This window comes from Halovulum sp. GXIMD14794 (assembly GCF_054457455.1).
In genome coordinates, this window is record NZ_JBTLNF010000012.1 from 84,984 (window position 1) to 98,514 (window position 13,531).

General features: G+C 66.3%; 14 protein-coding genes. All 14 read left to right on the forward strand.

Annotation, left to right across the window (positions count from 1 at the left end; all coding sequences use genetic code 11):
• The first annotated feature begins 43 nt into the window (after window positions 1-43).
• The 14 genes from ACW9UR_RS24195 to ACW9UR_RS24260 all read left to right on the forward strand — a co-directional run bounded on the left by ACW9UR_RS24195 (window position 44) and on the right by ACW9UR_RS24260 (window position 13,491).
• A complete protein-coding gene (locus ACW9UR_RS24195; RefSeq protein ID WP_458919647.1) occupies window positions 44-985 on the forward strand; it encodes an ABC transporter permease in 942 nt (313 codons plus the stop codon).
• The gene (locus ACW9UR_RS24200) at window positions 985-2,496 is read left to right on the forward strand and encodes a sugar ABC transporter ATP-binding protein (RefSeq protein WP_458919648.1); all 1,512 of its coding nucleotides are present in this window, start codon (window positions 985-987) and stop codon (window positions 2,494-2,496) included. Before ACW9UR_RS24195 ends, ACW9UR_RS24200 begins: the two co-directional genes overlap by 1 nt.
• Entirely contained in the window at window positions 2,493-3,491 is a 999-nt protein-coding gene (locus ACW9UR_RS24205) for an ABC transporter permease (protein WP_458919649.1), read from the forward strand. The genes ACW9UR_RS24200 and ACW9UR_RS24205 overlap by 4 nt, the downstream gene beginning before the upstream one ends.
• A 26-nt stretch (window positions 3,492-3,517) precedes the next feature.
• Window positions 3,518-4,957, forward strand: a complete 1,440-nt coding sequence (locus ACW9UR_RS24210) for an aldehyde dehydrogenase family protein (RefSeq protein ID WP_458919650.1) — start codon at window positions 3,518-3,520, stop codon at window positions 4,955-4,957.
• Between the two features lie 308 nt (window positions 4,958-5,265).
• Window positions 5,266-6,435, forward strand: coding sequence for a GAF domain-containing sensor histidine kinase (locus ACW9UR_RS24215; RefSeq protein ID WP_458919651.1), 1,170 nt, complete (start codon window positions 5,266-5,268; stop codon window positions 6,433-6,435).
• Window positions 6,423-7,169 carry a response regulator transcription factor gene (locus tag ACW9UR_RS24220; protein WP_458919652.1) on the forward strand — a complete coding sequence of 249 codons (747 nt, stop codon included), beginning with the start codon at window positions 6,423-6,425 and terminating at the stop codon, window positions 7,167-7,169. Before ACW9UR_RS24215 ends, ACW9UR_RS24220 begins: the two co-directional genes overlap by 13 nt.
• Window positions 7,170-7,293: 124 nt before the next feature.
• On the forward strand, window positions 7,294-7,503 hold the full coding sequence (locus ACW9UR_RS24225; RefSeq protein WP_458919653.1) for a tautomerase family protein: 210 nt from the start codon (window positions 7,294-7,296) through the stop codon (window positions 7,501-7,503).
• Window positions 7,500-8,387, forward strand: coding sequence for an SMP-30/gluconolactonase/LRE family protein (locus ACW9UR_RS24230; RefSeq protein WP_458919654.1), 888 nt, complete (start codon window positions 7,500-7,502; stop codon window positions 8,385-8,387). The genes ACW9UR_RS24225 and ACW9UR_RS24230 overlap by 4 nt, the downstream gene beginning before the upstream one ends.
• A gap of 79 nt (window positions 8,388-8,466) precedes the next feature.
• Window positions 8,467-9,669, forward strand: a complete 1,203-nt coding sequence (locus tag ACW9UR_RS24235; protein ID WP_458919655.1) for an ABC transporter substrate-binding protein — start codon at window positions 8,467-8,469, stop codon at window positions 9,667-9,669.
• 91 nt (window positions 9,670-9,760) lie between these two features.
• Entirely contained in the window at window positions 9,761-10,657 is an 897-nt protein-coding gene (locus tag ACW9UR_RS24240) for a branched-chain amino acid ABC transporter permease (protein WP_458919656.1), read from the forward strand.
• The gene (locus tag ACW9UR_RS24245; protein ID WP_458919657.1) at window positions 10,654-11,577 is read left to right on the forward strand and encodes a branched-chain amino acid ABC transporter permease; all 924 of its coding nucleotides are present in this window, start codon (window positions 10,654-10,656) and stop codon (window positions 11,575-11,577) included. Before ACW9UR_RS24240 ends, ACW9UR_RS24245 begins: the two co-directional genes overlap by 4 nt.
• The gene (locus ACW9UR_RS24250; RefSeq protein WP_458919658.1) at window positions 11,577-12,326 is read left to right on the forward strand and encodes an ABC transporter ATP-binding protein; all 750 of its coding nucleotides are present in this window, start codon (window positions 11,577-11,579) and stop codon (window positions 12,324-12,326) included. The genes ACW9UR_RS24245 and ACW9UR_RS24250 overlap by 1 nt, the downstream gene beginning before the upstream one ends.
• A complete protein-coding gene (locus tag ACW9UR_RS24255; RefSeq protein WP_458919659.1) occupies window positions 12,313-13,017 on the forward strand; it encodes an ABC transporter ATP-binding protein in 705 nt (234 codons plus the stop codon). The genes ACW9UR_RS24250 and ACW9UR_RS24255 overlap by 14 nt, the downstream gene beginning before the upstream one ends.
• A 9-nt stretch (window positions 13,018-13,026) precedes the next feature.
• The gene (locus ACW9UR_RS24260) at window positions 13,027-13,491 is read left to right on the forward strand and encodes an OsmC family protein (protein ID WP_458919660.1); all 465 of its coding nucleotides are present in this window, start codon (window positions 13,027-13,029) and stop codon (window positions 13,489-13,491) included.
• Window positions 13,492-13,531 lie beyond the last annotated feature (40 nt).

The window sequence follows — 13,531 nt, forward strand, 5'->3', positions numbered from 1 at the left end:
CCCTGGCAAGCCTCGGGGCGCGGCGCCAACCGCAGGTGACGTGATGCTGACCCGAACCCTGGACGCGGCGCGGCGCTTTCCCGCCGTTCCGCTGGTGGCCGCGCTGGTGACGGCGTTCTCGCTGGCCTCGCCCTTCTTCCTGACCGCCGGCAACATCGAGGCGATGCTGGCCGCCAATGCCGTGGTGCTGATCGCCGCCGTGGGCATGACTTTCGTCTTTCTTGCCGGTGGCATCGACCTGTCGATCGCCACGGTGATATCGGCCAGCGCGGTGGTCTCGGGCGTGGTCATGGCGGCAACCGACAGCGTGCCATTGGGCGTGGCCGCAGCGCTCGGCACCGGCGCGGGCTTCGGCGCGCTCAATGGCCTGCTGGTCGGCGGGTTCGGCCTATCGCCTTTCATCACCACAATGGGCACGCAGCTGATCGCGCGCGGCCTTGCCTTCATCCTCTCGCAGGGGGTGGCGGTGAAGGGCACGCCGTTCTGGCTGCTCGACTTCGGTTTCATGGCGTGGGGCGGTGTCCCCGCGGTCACCCTCGTGGCGCTCGCCGTCGTGGCGCTCGCCGCGTGGGCGCTCTCCGCTACCGGCTGGGGGCGCGAGGTGATGCTGGTCGGCTCCAACCCCGCCGCCGCGCGGTTCACCGGCATTCCGGTCGGGCGCATCACCTTCAGCGTTTATTTCGTCTCGGGCGTGTTGGGCGGGCTGGCCGGGTTCATCTCGATCGCCAACCTCGGCAACGCCATCCCCGGCGTTGGCGACACGCTTCTGCTGATGATCATCGGCGCGGTAGTCCTCGGCGGCACAACGATGACCGGCGGCGAAGGCTCGATCCCGCGCACCTTGCTGGGCGTCGCCCTGCTGGCGGTGTTGATCAACGGGCTGAACCTGATGGGCATCCCGTTCTACGACCAGCTGATCGTCCAGGGCGTGCTGATCTTCGTCGGCACCTGGGCCTCGCAGGCCCTGACACGGCGGAGGGCGTGATGCAGCACGCGGACATCGAGGCCCCGCCCGTCCTGTCGGTCCGCGGCCTGTCGAAAGCCTTCGCCGGGCGCACCGTGGTCGATGGCGTCACCTTCGACCTGCGCCCCGGCGAGGTGCTGGCCCTGGTCGGCGAAAACGGTGCGGGCAAGTCCACCACCAAGAACATGCTCTGCGGCCTGCTCACGCCCAGCGACGGCGAGATCCGGATCGACGGCCAGCCCGTCGCGCGGCTTGACGCCGAAGCGCATGGCGTTTCGGCGGTGCACCAGGAACTCAGCCTGTTCCAGACGCTCAGCGTTGCCGAAAATATCTGTATCAACCGGCTGCCCGGCCACCCTGCGCGCATCGACTGGGCCGAGGCGGACCGCATCGCGCGCGAGCAACTGGCCTTCCTCGGGATGGACATCGACCCGCGTGCGGCGGTTGAGACGCTGGGCGCAGGCCGGCAGCAACTGGTCGAAATCGGCAAGGCGCTGCTGACCACCGACCGGGTGCTGATCCTGGACGAGCCGACGACATCGCTGACCGCCGTGGAACGCGAGAAACTGTTCGAGATTCTCGACCGGCTCAAGGCGCGCGGGCTGGCGATCGTCTTCATCTCGCACTTCATGGAAGAGATCTTCCGGGTCTGCGACAGCTACGTCGTCCTGCGGGATGGCGCGCAGGTCGGCGCCGGGCGGTTGGCTGACGTCTCGCAGGCTCGGCTGGAGGAGTTGATGGTCGGCCGCAGCGTGGGCGCTGCGCGGCTGGAACTGCTCCCGCCCCGGACCGAAGATGCCCTGCGCGTCGAAGCGCTTGAAGCGGCGGATTTCCACGACGTCTCTCTGACTGTCCGTCAGGGCGAGATCCTTGGCATCGCAGGACTAATGGGCGCGGGCCGCACCGAACTAGCCGAGGCGATATTCGGCCTGCGCCCGGCACGGGGCCGGATCAGCGTGCATGGCCAGGTCGTTCCACGCCCCTCGGTCGCGGCGATGAAACTACTCGGCGCTTGTTACGTGCCCGAGGACCGGCGGCTGAACGGGCTTTTCCTGAACCGCCCCGTGCGCGAGAACCTCTCGGCCGCCGCGCTGGCGCGGTTCGTGCGGCGCGTGTTGCGCGGCATCGGTTTCCGGGGCGAACGGCAGGCCGCGGGCGAGGTGGTCGAACGCATGAACATCGCCATCCCGCACATCGAGAACCCGGTGGGCGACCTGTCGGGCGGCAACCAGCAGAAGGTACTTCTGGGCCGCTGGCTTGCGACGGCCCCGCGCGTCGCTGTCTTCGACGAACCTACCAAGGGCGTCGACATCGGCGCGAAGTTCGACATTCACAACAGCATCGGGGCGCTGGCCGAAGCGGGCACGGGCGTGGTGCTGATCTCCTCCGACCTGCCGGAACTGCTCAACACCGCGCACCGCATCGTGGTCATGCGCAAGGGCCGCATCGTCGGCGGCTTCGACCGGGCCGAGTTCGACCCGGCGCGGATCATCTCATTGGCCGCCAGTGCCGAGACCGGAGGCAGGACATGACCGGTAGTACGTTCACCCGCGCCCTGAGCCGCCAGAAATGGCTGCCGATCGCCATCGCGACCCTGGTGCTGGGCGCGCTGCTGTCGCTGGCCTCGCCCGCCTTCCTGACACTGTCGAACTTCCAGTCGATCCTCGTGCAATCCAGCGTGACGGCGATCATGGCCGTGGGCATGGCGTTCATCATCCTGTCGGGCGGCATCGACATCTCTGTCGGCGCGATCCTGTTCTTCACTTCGGCGCTGTTCGCCCAGCTGATGATGGAGACCGGCTCCTACCCGCTGGCCTTTGCCGCCGCGATGTCGGCAGCGACGGCGCTGGGGGCGCTGAACGGGCTGCTCGTCGTGCGGTTCGGGATCTCTCCGCTGATCACGACGCTGGCCACCTATTCGATCTATCGTGGCGCGGCGATCCACCTGACCGGCGCACAGAACATCCCCGTCCCGCGCGAGATGGGCTTTCTGGGCAACGGCAAGCTGCTCGGGCTGCCAGTGCCGATCCTGCTGCTGGCAGTGGTCTTCGCCCTCGGGCTCTACGCGCTGACGCGGACCCGGTTCGGCGTGCACGTGCGCGCCATCGGCAATTCGCTGCGCTCGGCGCGCGAGACGAACCTGCCGATCGGGCGCACGACCGTTACGGTCTACGCCATCGGCGGTTTCGTCACCGGCATCGCCGCGCTGATCCTGCTGGCTCGCGTCGGCGGACTGCAGTCGGGGATCGGCATCGGCATCGAGTTCACCGTGATCGCCGCCGTGATCCTGGGTGGCACCAAGCTCACCGGCGGGTCTGGCACCATCGTCGGCAGCGTCATCGGCGCGGTGTTCCTGGTGCTGATCGACAACGGGCTGAACCTGATGAACGCCTCGCCCTTCGTCTACGACGTGGTGCGCGGCGCGGTGTTGCTGGCCGCCGTCGCCGTGGACCGTGTCTCGGCCCTGCGCCGCGACCGGCAGCTTCGCGCCCAGAAGGCCGCCCGCCTGCGCGAGGCGCACGCCTGAACCCGACACGACATTCGGAGGAAACCATGCACTTCTACCGCGCCTTCATCGACGGCGAATGGATCGATGGCAGCACCGGCAACCGGGTGCCCGTCGAGGACCCTGCAACCGGCGAGACCTGGGCCGAGGTCGCCGACTGCGACGCTTCCGACGCGGACCGCGCGCTTGAAACCTCGCACCGGGCGCAGCGAGGTTGGGGCCTGCTGCCGCCCATCGAGCGGGCCGGCCACATCTACCGGATCTGCGAGGGCTTGCGCGCCGAGAAGTCCCATTTCGCCACCCTGCTGGTACGCGAACAGGGCAAGACCCTGGCCGAGGCCGAAGCCGAGGTCGACGACACGATCCGCTACATGACCTACGCCGCCGAGGCCGCGCGGCGGATCTCCGGCGATATCCTGTCCTCGGACGTGCCGGGCGAACGGCTGGATATCCACAAGGTGCCCTACGGCGTGACGTTGGCGCTTTGCGCCTACAACTACCCGCTGGCGCTGATCGGGCGCAAGGTCGGCCCCGCGCTGGTTACCGGCAACACGGTGATCGTCAAACCGCACGAGGCGACCCCGGTGACGGCCTGTGAGTTCGCCCGAGTGGTCGCCGAAGCCGGGGTGCCGCGCGGTGTGGTGAACGTGATCACCGGTGCCGGGATTGCCGCCGCCTCGCGGCTGGTGGAAAGCCCTGTGACACGGCTGATTTCGCTGACCGGCTCGATCCGCGCGGGCCAGGGCGTGGCAGCGGCGGCAGCCCCGAACCTGACCGCCCTTTCGCTGGAGCTGGGCGGCAAGGCACCGTTCATCGTGCTGTCGGATGCCGACATCGCTGCCGCAGCCGAGGCCGCCGTGATTGCCCGTTACGCCAACTGCGGCCAAGTCTGCATCTGCGCCGAAACGGTCCTGGTGCACGAGAAGGTCGCCGACGCCTTCACCGAGCACCTGTTGGCCCGTGCCGCCGAGATTCGCCCCGGCAACCCGATGCAGAATGCCGGGATGGGCCCGCTGACGACCGCTGCCGCCCGGAGCCGCGTGCAGGGGCTGGTCTCAACCTCCGTCGAACAAGGCGCTGAAGTTGCCCTCGGCGGCGCCGTCCCGCAGGGCGCGGGCTTCGAGACGGGCAACTGGCTCGATCCGACAGTTTTGCTGAACGCCACCCGCGACACAGCCGCCGTCCGCGAAGAAATCTTCGGCCCGGTCCTGCCGGTCGTCCGCGTCGGCGACTATGAAGAAGCGCTGGATATCGCCAATTCCCGCGACGACGGGCTCTCGGCCTATCTGTGGACGCGTGACCCGGCAATCCAGGCGGACGCCATCGCGCGGATGGAGACGGGAACGATCTTCATGAACAAGGGGATCTCGGGCCTCGTCCAAGGCTATCACAACGGTCATAAGCGGTCCGGTCTGGGCGGAGAGGACGGTATTTACGGGATAGAAGGTTACCTGCAGAAACGTACGGTCTATCTATCGACGTTTTAACAAGCAGATAAGAAAAGGAGCGTAGACCTTGCCCCCGATAAGCGCAGCGCGCGTCGGCGGGCAAACGTCTCCCCAGAACGCACGAACAAACTTCGAAGTTTTCGTAACTTGGCACTCCACAGGGTGCGGGTTCCCGCAACGATCTTGCGGGAACCGCGCTACTCGCGGGAGAACTCCCGGTTCAGACTTGCGACCGTAACCCAAATCCGGAAACTACCAGTATTTACAACAACGCTGAGACCCCGATGCCGGACGCGGACGCATCTCTACGCTGCTTTCTCGCAATCGCCCGGTCGCTTGCCGGAACAATGGATTACGACCGTATACTCCAGGCTTTCGCAGCAGGATTGCGCGACCTGATCCCGCATGATCACCTAGATATCGTGCTACTGCATCCCTCCGGAACGCAGATCTGCCATGAGGCCTGCCTGCATACGTCGTGGAGCCGCCGCGATGACAGGAAGCCGACCGATACCAGCCCGATCCGCGATGTGCTGCGCGGGGATGCGCCATTCTTCCTGACGGGCGACGCCTGGACCGACGCCCGTTTTCATTTCGATGGCGCCGACAGCGCGCCGATATTCCGGGCGAACCTGCACAGCCGCATTGTCGTGCCTCTCCGCGTCGAGGGCGAGATCATCGGATCGCTGGCGATCTCCAGCCACCATGCCGACCGCTATGACACCGGCATGGTCGAGACCGCTCAGGGCGCAGCCGACCTGATCTCGTCCTATCTGTTCGCGCTGGAACGCGGCCGCGAGGCCCGCGAATCCGCAGTCGCCGAAAGCGAGGCGCGGGGCCGCGAGGAGGCCCTTCGCATCGGCGCGCAACGGCTGACGGAAGGCATCGAGACCGAACGTCAGCGGCTGGCGATGGACATTCACGACCAGACGCTGGCGGACATGGCGCGACTGGCACGCCGGGTCTCGCAACTGGCGCCGGCAAGCCGGACCCAGGCCGCCGAGATTGACGGTATCCGCGACGATCTGGATCGTTGTCTCGCCGATCTTCGGGGTGTGGTCGAGGACATGAAGCCGACAATCCTGCAGCTCTTCGGCTTCTCCGAAGCGGTCGAGGCGCATCTCGAGCGCTGTGCGGCCACTGCGCCGGGACTGGTGGCGATCGCGATAGAGGATGTCAGCGGCGGTGCGGTCGACAGGCTGCCCGACAGCGTCCGCACCGCGCTCTATCGGATCGTGCAGGAAGCAGGGAACAACGCGATCCGGCACGGCGCGGCCTCTCAGGTCGGTGTCACCGCCGAATGTGCGCCCGGCGCGTTGGTGATAACAGTACGGGACAATGGTAGCGGGATCGGGGCGCAACACATGCAGTCCGCGAACGGCATCGCGAACATCCGGACCCGCGCCGCACTGATCTCGGCACGCGTTGTGATCGAAGGATTGCCGAGCGGTACCCGCGTTCGCATCACCCTGCCCGTGCAGGACCTCATGCAGGAGACACGGCAATGCGCCTTCTGATCGCCGAGGACGACCCCTTGCACCGGGCCTTCCTGCGCACCTCGGCCGAGGCGGTCCTGGGCGGCCCTGAGACAGAGATCTGCGAGGCCCGCGACGGGGCCATCGCCAAGGCGCTATTCGACGACGCACCCTTCGATGCGGTGATCCTCGACCTGCAGATGCCCGGCGCGACCGGCGTCGATGCGGCGCGGCACATCTGGGGGCGGCGCCCCGGGACCCGGATCCTGTTCTGGTCGAACTATGCCGAGGAAGCCTATGTGCGGGGCATCACCCGGATTGTCCCCGAAGAGGCCGTCTATGGCTATGTCCTGAAGTCGGCCGCCGAGGACCGGCTGGCAACGGCCATCCGGGGCGTGTTCGAACAGGACCAGTGCATCGTCGACCGCGAGGTGCGCGGGGTGCAGCGGCGTAGCCGCGACCGCTGGCAGGGATTGACCGAGCAGGAGTTCGAAGCCCTGACCGACCTGGCGCTCGGCCTGACGGACCGTGCCATCGCGGCGCGGCGCAAGGTGTCGCTTCGGACCGCGCAGGTCCGGCTTCAGAACGTCTATGCCAAGCTGGGCCTCGACCGGGCCGAGATCCCGGAAGGCAGTTGGGGACCGAGCTTCAACTCGCGCAGCCGGACGATCAGTCTTGCTTTTCAACGCGGCCTGTTGAATGCGGATGTGCTGAAACGCGAGGACGAGGCGCTGGCCGACTGGCTGAGACGCGCCGGTATCGAGCTGCCCGACTGACGGCACTGCGGGAACCCGCAGTACGGAGTGCGGATTTCCGCGAAACTGCTGCGCGGGCCCACGCATACGGGCCCATCTGGCGGCGCTAGCCTCTCTGGAAAAGATCGCTTCTAGGAGGAAACACATGCCGTTCGTCAACATCCGCATCGTGCGCGAGGTGATCGCCGCCGACCCCGACGGGATCAAGGAACGCATCGGGCGCGAGGTCAGCGCGAGCATCGCATCGGCCGCTCAGATCCCGGCCGAAAACGTCTGGGTCGTGTTTGACGAAGTGTCCCAGGACGACTGGTTCGCGGGCGGTAAGAGCGTGCGCGCGCTTCGAGGCGACACATGAGCGTCGAGATCCGCGATCCGCGTTTTGTCGAGGTGATCGGCGAGACGATCTCGCTTGCGCGGCTTGGCACCGGTTTCCTGTTTACCGAGGGGCCGATTTGGCATCCGCGGGACAAGCATCTGACCTTTTCGGACATGCCTGGCGATCATATGCGTCGGTGGTATCCGGACGGGCGGATCGAGACCTTCCGCAAGCCCAGCCACAAGGCGAACGGCAACACCTATGACGCCGAGGGTCGGTTGCTGACCTGCGAACACGCCACCAGCCGCCTCTCCCGGACCGAGGCGGACGGATCGATCACCGTGCTGGCCAGCCAATACGATGGCAAGGAGCTGAACAGCCCCAACGACATCGTGGTGCGCCGCGACGGCACGATCTGGTTCACCGATCCGACCTATGGGCGGATGGAGTTCTTCGGCGTGCCCCGCGCACCGCAACTCGATTGCCAGGGCGTCTATCGGGTCAACCCCGACGGCAGCGGGCTTGCGCGGGTCGCGGACGATTTCGGTCAGCCCAACGGGCTGTGTTTCTCGCCGGATCACGATGTGCTGTTCGTGAACGACACCGAGAAGGGACACATCCGGCGCTTCGATGTAGCCGCGGATGGAAGCCTGTCGGGAGGCGCGGTCTGGGCGACGCCCCAGGGCGAGGCCGAGGGGCATCCGGACGGGATGAAGATCGACAGTGCCGGAAACCTCTACTGCACCGGCCCCGGCGGGGTTCAGGTCTTCGCGCCCGACGGCACCTGCCTCGGGGTGATCCTGATGCGCGAGTTGACCGCCAACTTCGCATGGGGCGGGGACGATCTGCGGACGATGTTCTTCACCTCGTCCACCTCGCTCTACAGCGCGCGGGTGATAACGCCCGGCCTGCCGCTGTTCTGACCCTGCCCCCGGCGGCGCATCCGGCAGGACGACCGGCGGGGGCCTCACAAACAAAAACCGAAAGATCGGGAGGAAAACCATGAAACGTACCACCACCTGCGGACTAGCCGCCGCGCTTGCCGCAACATCGGTGCTCAGCCCTGCGCCGGCACAGGCCGCCGAGGACGAGATCCGCATCGGCGCGCTCTACGCCACCTCGGGCGCATGCCTGATCTTTGGAGAACTGGCGCTCAAGGGGCACCAGATGCTGGTCGACCGGATCAACGCCGAAGGCGGGATCGACGGCCGCAAGATCGTCACCGTGCACCGCGACACCCAGTGCAACCCGGCCGAGGCCACCACGGCGGCACGCGACATGATCGCCAAGGACAACGTGGACTTCCTGGTCGGCGGCATCAGCTCGTCCGAGGGACAAGCCATTTCGGAAGTCGCCAAGCAGGAAGGCGTCATCTACATGGCGGCCATTCCCAAGACGACCGAGATGACCAACGAGGCCAACTTCCACAAATACGTGTTCCGGGCCGCCGCGAACACCAATACCGAGGGCAAGTCCGCCGCCGTCATCGCCGACAAGCTGGGCTGGAACCGGGTCTGCACGATCCTGCTGGACTATTCCTACGGCTACAGCCTGGACGAGGCATTCTCGGCGCACCTGGCGCAGATCCGTCCAGAGGCCGAGATCGTCAACAAGGAATGGCCGAAGTTCGGCACCACCGACTACACCGCTTATATCACCAAGACGCTTGGCGCGGATTGCGACGGCGTGTTCGGCAACATCTGGGGCGGCATCTTTCCCGCCTTCGCCAAGCAGGCGCAGCCCTTCGGGTTCTTCGATCAGGTGCAGTACATCAGCGCGGGTGAGGTCGGCGCACCGGTCGTGTCCGAACAGATGGGCGACGACATGCCGGCCGGGATCTGGACCAACAGCTACGAGCTTTTCTACTATCCCGACACGCCGGAACACATGGCCTATGTCGGCGAGTTGAAAGAGCTTCTGGGAACCGAGCATCCGCCCTCGTGGCCGAGCACGGGCTATATCGCGACCAAGTGGCTGACCGAAGCGGTCAAGGCGGCGGGCTCGACCGACAGCGATGCGGTGATCGCGGCGCTCGAGGGCATGACGATCGACACACCGATCGGGCAGCAGACCATGCGGGCCAGCGATCACCAGGCGAACCGGGGCATGTTCTGGGGACAGATGAGCCAGTCCAAGGACCCCGCCTATCCCTACAAGATTCTCGATCCGGTCGAGTACGTCCCGGCTGACGGCTTGATGGACTGAGAACGGTCGCCCCCGGCTCCGTTACAGGATCCCTCCCTTGTTCCGGCCAGCGGTGGCCGGGGGCGCCTTTCCGCATACCCGAAAGATACGCATGTTCGACAATCCGATGCTTCTGTTCATCCAGCTGATGAACGGCCTTTCGCTGGGCATGAACCTGTTCATCATCTCGGCCGGGCTGACGCTGATCCTTGGCGTGCTGCGCGTGCTGAACTTCGCCCACGGCGCGATGTTCATGCTGGGCGGCTATGCCTGCTTCACCCTGGTCGGGCTGCTGACCCCGGTGCCCGGCGCGTTCTGGCTGGCGGTTCCCGGCGCAGCGCTCGCAATGGCGGTCCTCGCCTGGGGGGTGGAGCGCACGATGCTGCGCCATCTCTATGACCGCGACCACCTCTACCAGCTGCTGTTCACCTTCGCGCTGGTGCTGATCATCGGCGATCTGGTGAAGGTCGGCTGGGGCACTTCGGTGCTGTCCGTGTCTTTCCCCGACGGCTTCAAGGGGGCGACCAACCTAGGTATCGCCTACTATCCCACCTACCGCCTGCTGCTGTGCGGCATCGGTATTGCCGTCGGCGTGGGCCTTTGGCTGTTCGTAAACCGCACCCGCGCCGGGCGGCTGGTCCGCGCCGCGCGGCAGGACCGCGAGATGCTCGAGGCGCTCGGGATCGACGTCGGGCGGATCTACATGCTGGTCTTCGTCGCAGGCTCGGCGCTGGCGGGCCTCGGCGGCGCGCTGGCCGCCCCTGCGATCGCGCTCGCCCCCGGCATGGATGCCGAGATCATCGTCGAGTGCTTCATCATCGTCATCATCGGCGGGCTCGGCAGCCTGGGAGGCGCCTTTCTGGGTGCGCTCATCCTCGGCCTGCTGAACGCCTTCGGGGTCATGCTGATCCCCGAGTTCGAGATCGTGCTGATCTACCTGGTGATGGTCCTGATCCTGCTCATCCGGCCCTGGGGCCTGCTGGGCAAACCCGAGGCTGGCTACAAATGACCCGATACACGATCCCGACGGCGGCGCTGCTGGCCGCTCTGGCGCTGGTGCCACTGACCGGCGACCGCTACCTCATCTACCTGTTCACCGAGATCCTGATCTTCGCGCTGTTCGCGCTCAGCTTCAATCTGCTGCTGGGCTATGGGGGACTGATCTCGTTCGGGCACGCGGCGTATTTCGCAATCGGCGCCTATACGTGCGCAATTCTGTTGACGACACTGGACTGGCCCTTTGCGCTGGCCTTTCCGGCCTCGGTGCTGGCGGCTGCGATTGCCGCGGCGGTAATCGGCTTCTTCTGCGTTCGCCTGACCGAGATCTATTTCTCGATGCTGACGCTGGCCTTCGCGCAGCTGGTCTGGGCCATTGCCTTCAAATGGGTCGGCGTGACCGGGGGCGACACTGGTTTCATCGGCGTCGCGGTGCCCGAGATGCTGAACACGCCCGAGCGTTTCTTCTATTTCGCCCTTGTCACCGTCGCCGCCTGCACCGGTGCCTTGTGGGTCATCACCCGCTCGGCTTTCGGCCTTGCGCTGACCGCCACACGCGAGAACCGTAACCGGGCCGAGTTCATCGGCATGAACGTGCGCCGCGTGCAACTGGTCGCCTTTGTCATCGCGGGTCTGTTCGCGGGTGTCGCGGGAGCGCTGTTCACGCTGTTCAACCACTCGGTCTTTGTCGAGACCGCCTGGTGGACCTCGTCCGCCGAAGTGATGATCATGGCGATCCTCGGCGGCATCGGAAGTTTCATCGGCCCGGCGGTCGGCGCGGGGGTGCTGATCGTGCTCGACCGGCTGATCACCGAGTTCACCCAGTACTGGCCGACCGTGCTGGCGGTGATCCTGCTGGCTGTCCTGTTCTTCTGCCCCGAGGGGCTGACCGGACTGCGCCTTGGCCGCGGTCCGCGAAAGGAGCGCCCGTGATGCTGTCTATCCGAAATCTCGGCAAGAGCTTCGCCGGCTTCCGTGCCCTGAACGCAATCGATCTCGACCTGGCCGAGGGGGAGTGCCATGCCATCCTGGGGCCGAACGGGGCCGGCAAGACGACATTCTTCAACTGCCTGACCGGTCAGCTTGCACCGACCGACGGCAGCGTAACCTACAAGGGCCGTAAGATCACCGGGCTTTCGCCCAGCCGGATCGTCAAGCGCGGCATCGCCCGGTCGTTCCAGCGGATCAACATCTATCCTAAACTGACGGTGTTCCAGAATGTGCAGGTGGCGCTGATAGCCGACCGGGGGATGACGTTCAACCTGCTGCGCCGGGGTGATACGCTGTTTCGCGAGGACACGGCGCGCATGCTGGATCTGGTGCACCTCGGGACCGAGGCCGAGCAGACCGCCGGGCTGATGTCCTATGGCAAGCAGAAGCAGCTGGAGCTGGCAATCGCGCTGTGTTCCGACCCGGACCTTCTGCTGCTGGACGAGCCGACGGCGGGCATGTCCCCGCAGGAGACCCGTGCCTCGATCGCGCTGATCGGAGAAATTACCGCGCGCCGCAAGCTGACCCTGCTGTTCACCGAGCACGACATGGAGGTTGTCTTCTCGATCGCCGACCGCCTGTCGGTCCTTCATCATGGAGAGCTGATCACCACCGGGTCTCCCGACGCGGTCCGCGCCGATCCCGAGGTCCGGCGTATATATCTTGGAGGGCACGCCGATGCCGCTGCTTGAGGTTTCCGACATCCACACGGCCTATGGCATTTCCGAGGTGCTGTTCGGCGTCTCGATCACCGTCGGTGACGGCGAATGCGTCGGCCTGCTGGGGCGCAACGGTGTCGGCAAAAGCACCACCATGCGCTCTGTAAACGGGCTGACGCCTCCGCGCGGTGGCGCGGTGCGCTGGAAGGGCGAAGACATCACCGGCCTGCCCACCCACGAGATCGCCCGGCGCGGCATCGGTTTCGTCCCGGAGGATCGCCGTGTCTTCCCCGATCTGACCGTATGGGAGAACCTGGACATCGCGCGCCGGGACCGGGGCACGCCGGATCCCTGGACGGAGGCGCGGGTTCATGCGCTTTTTCCTGAACTCGAGACCTTTGCGGACCGCCGGGGCGGGCATCTGTCGGGGGGCCAGCAGCAGATGCTGACCATCGCCCGCAGCCTGATGGGCAATCCCGACATCCTGCTGCTGGACGAGCCGTCCGAGGGGCTGGCACCGCTGGTCGTGGACAAGCTGCGCGCGCAAATCGCCGCGCTCAAGGCGCAGGGGCTGGCAATCGTGCTGGCCGAGCAGAACCTCGACTTCGTGCTCTCGCTCTCGGACCGGGTCTACATCCTGGAGAAGGGCGAGGTGAAGTTCCACGGCACCCCCGACGAAGTGCGCGGCGACGACGCGCTCGTGAAACGCTACCTGACCGTCTGAGGACCCCGAATGACCCATACCATGCCCGACCTTTTCCGGATCGACGTCGCAGGCGGCGCGATCTCTCCGGCACGCACCGAACTGCGCGCCCGCACCCACCTGGTCGCCACCGACGAGCCGCCCGAGCGCGGCGGCACTGACCTGTCGGCCAGCCCGCTCGAGACGATGCTGTCGGCGTTTCTGGGCTGCACCAATGTCATCACCCATTTCGTTGCCGGCAAGATGGGCGTGCGGATCGAGGGGCTGGAGATGTCGCTGACCGGGCATTTCGACACACGCGGCGTGTTCTCGAAAGCCGAAGTGCGGGTGCCCTTCCCGGTGATCGAACTGCGCGTGGAACTGGATACCGACGCGGACGAGGCGACGCTGGCCCGTCTCCGTGAGACCGTGGCGCAGAAATGCCCCGTTTCAGTGATCCTGCGCGAAGCCGGATGCGAGATCCGCGAAACCTGGGTGAACCGGGTCTCGGCATGAGTGGTCCGGGCGCACCGTGACGAAGCGGTGCGCCCTGGTG

What these genes read in the sequence shown, in the direction of transcription:
- ACW9UR_RS24225 (WP_458919653.1), top strand. Translation starts at nt 7,294, where the DNA reads ATGCCGTTCGTCAACATCCGCATCGTGCGCGAGGTGATCGCCGCCGAC.
- ACW9UR_RS24220 (WP_458919652.1), top strand. Translation starts at nt 6,423, where the DNA reads ATGCGCCTTCTGATCGCCGAGGACGACCCCTTGCACCGGGCCTTCCTG.
- ACW9UR_RS24245 (WP_458919657.1), top strand. Translation starts at nt 10,654, where the DNA reads ATGACCCGATACACGATCCCGACGGCGGCGCTGCTGGCCGCTCTGGCG.
- ACW9UR_RS24215 (WP_458919651.1), top strand. Translation starts at nt 5,266, where the DNA reads ATGGATTACGACCGTATACTCCAGGCTTTCGCAGCAGGATTGCGCGAC.
- ACW9UR_RS24205 (WP_458919649.1), top strand. Translation starts at nt 2,493, where the DNA reads ATGACCGGTAGTACGTTCACCCGCGCCCTGAGCCGCCAGAAATGGCTG.
- ACW9UR_RS24260 (WP_458919660.1), top strand. Translation starts at nt 13,027, where the DNA reads ATGACCCATACCATGCCCGACCTTTTCCGGATCGACGTCGCAGGCGGC.
- ACW9UR_RS24255 (WP_458919659.1), top strand. Translation starts at nt 12,313, where the DNA reads ATGCCGCTGCTTGAGGTTTCCGACATCCACACGGCCTATGGCATTTCC.
- ACW9UR_RS24230 (WP_458919654.1), top strand. Translation starts at nt 7,500, where the DNA reads ATGAGCGTCGAGATCCGCGATCCGCGTTTTGTCGAGGTGATCGGCGAG.
- ACW9UR_RS24250 (WP_458919658.1), top strand. Translation starts at nt 11,577, where the DNA reads ATGCTGTCTATCCGAAATCTCGGCAAGAGCTTCGCCGGCTTCCGTGCC.
- ACW9UR_RS24240 (WP_458919656.1), top strand. Translation starts at nt 9,761, where the DNA reads ATGTTCGACAATCCGATGCTTCTGTTCATCCAGCTGATGAACGGCCTT.
- ACW9UR_RS24210 (WP_458919650.1), top strand. Translation starts at nt 3,518, where the DNA reads ATGCACTTCTACCGCGCCTTCATCGACGGCGAATGGATCGATGGCAGC.
- ACW9UR_RS24235 (WP_458919655.1), top strand. Translation starts at nt 8,467, where the DNA reads ATGAAACGTACCACCACCTGCGGACTAGCCGCCGCGCTTGCCGCAACA.
- ACW9UR_RS24200 (WP_458919648.1), top strand. Translation starts at nt 985, where the DNA reads ATGCAGCACGCGGACATCGAGGCCCCGCCCGTCCTGTCGGTCCGCGGC.
- ACW9UR_RS24195 (WP_458919647.1), top strand. Translation starts at nt 44, where the DNA reads ATGCTGACCCGAACCCTGGACGCGGCGCGGCGCTTTCCCGCCGTTCCG.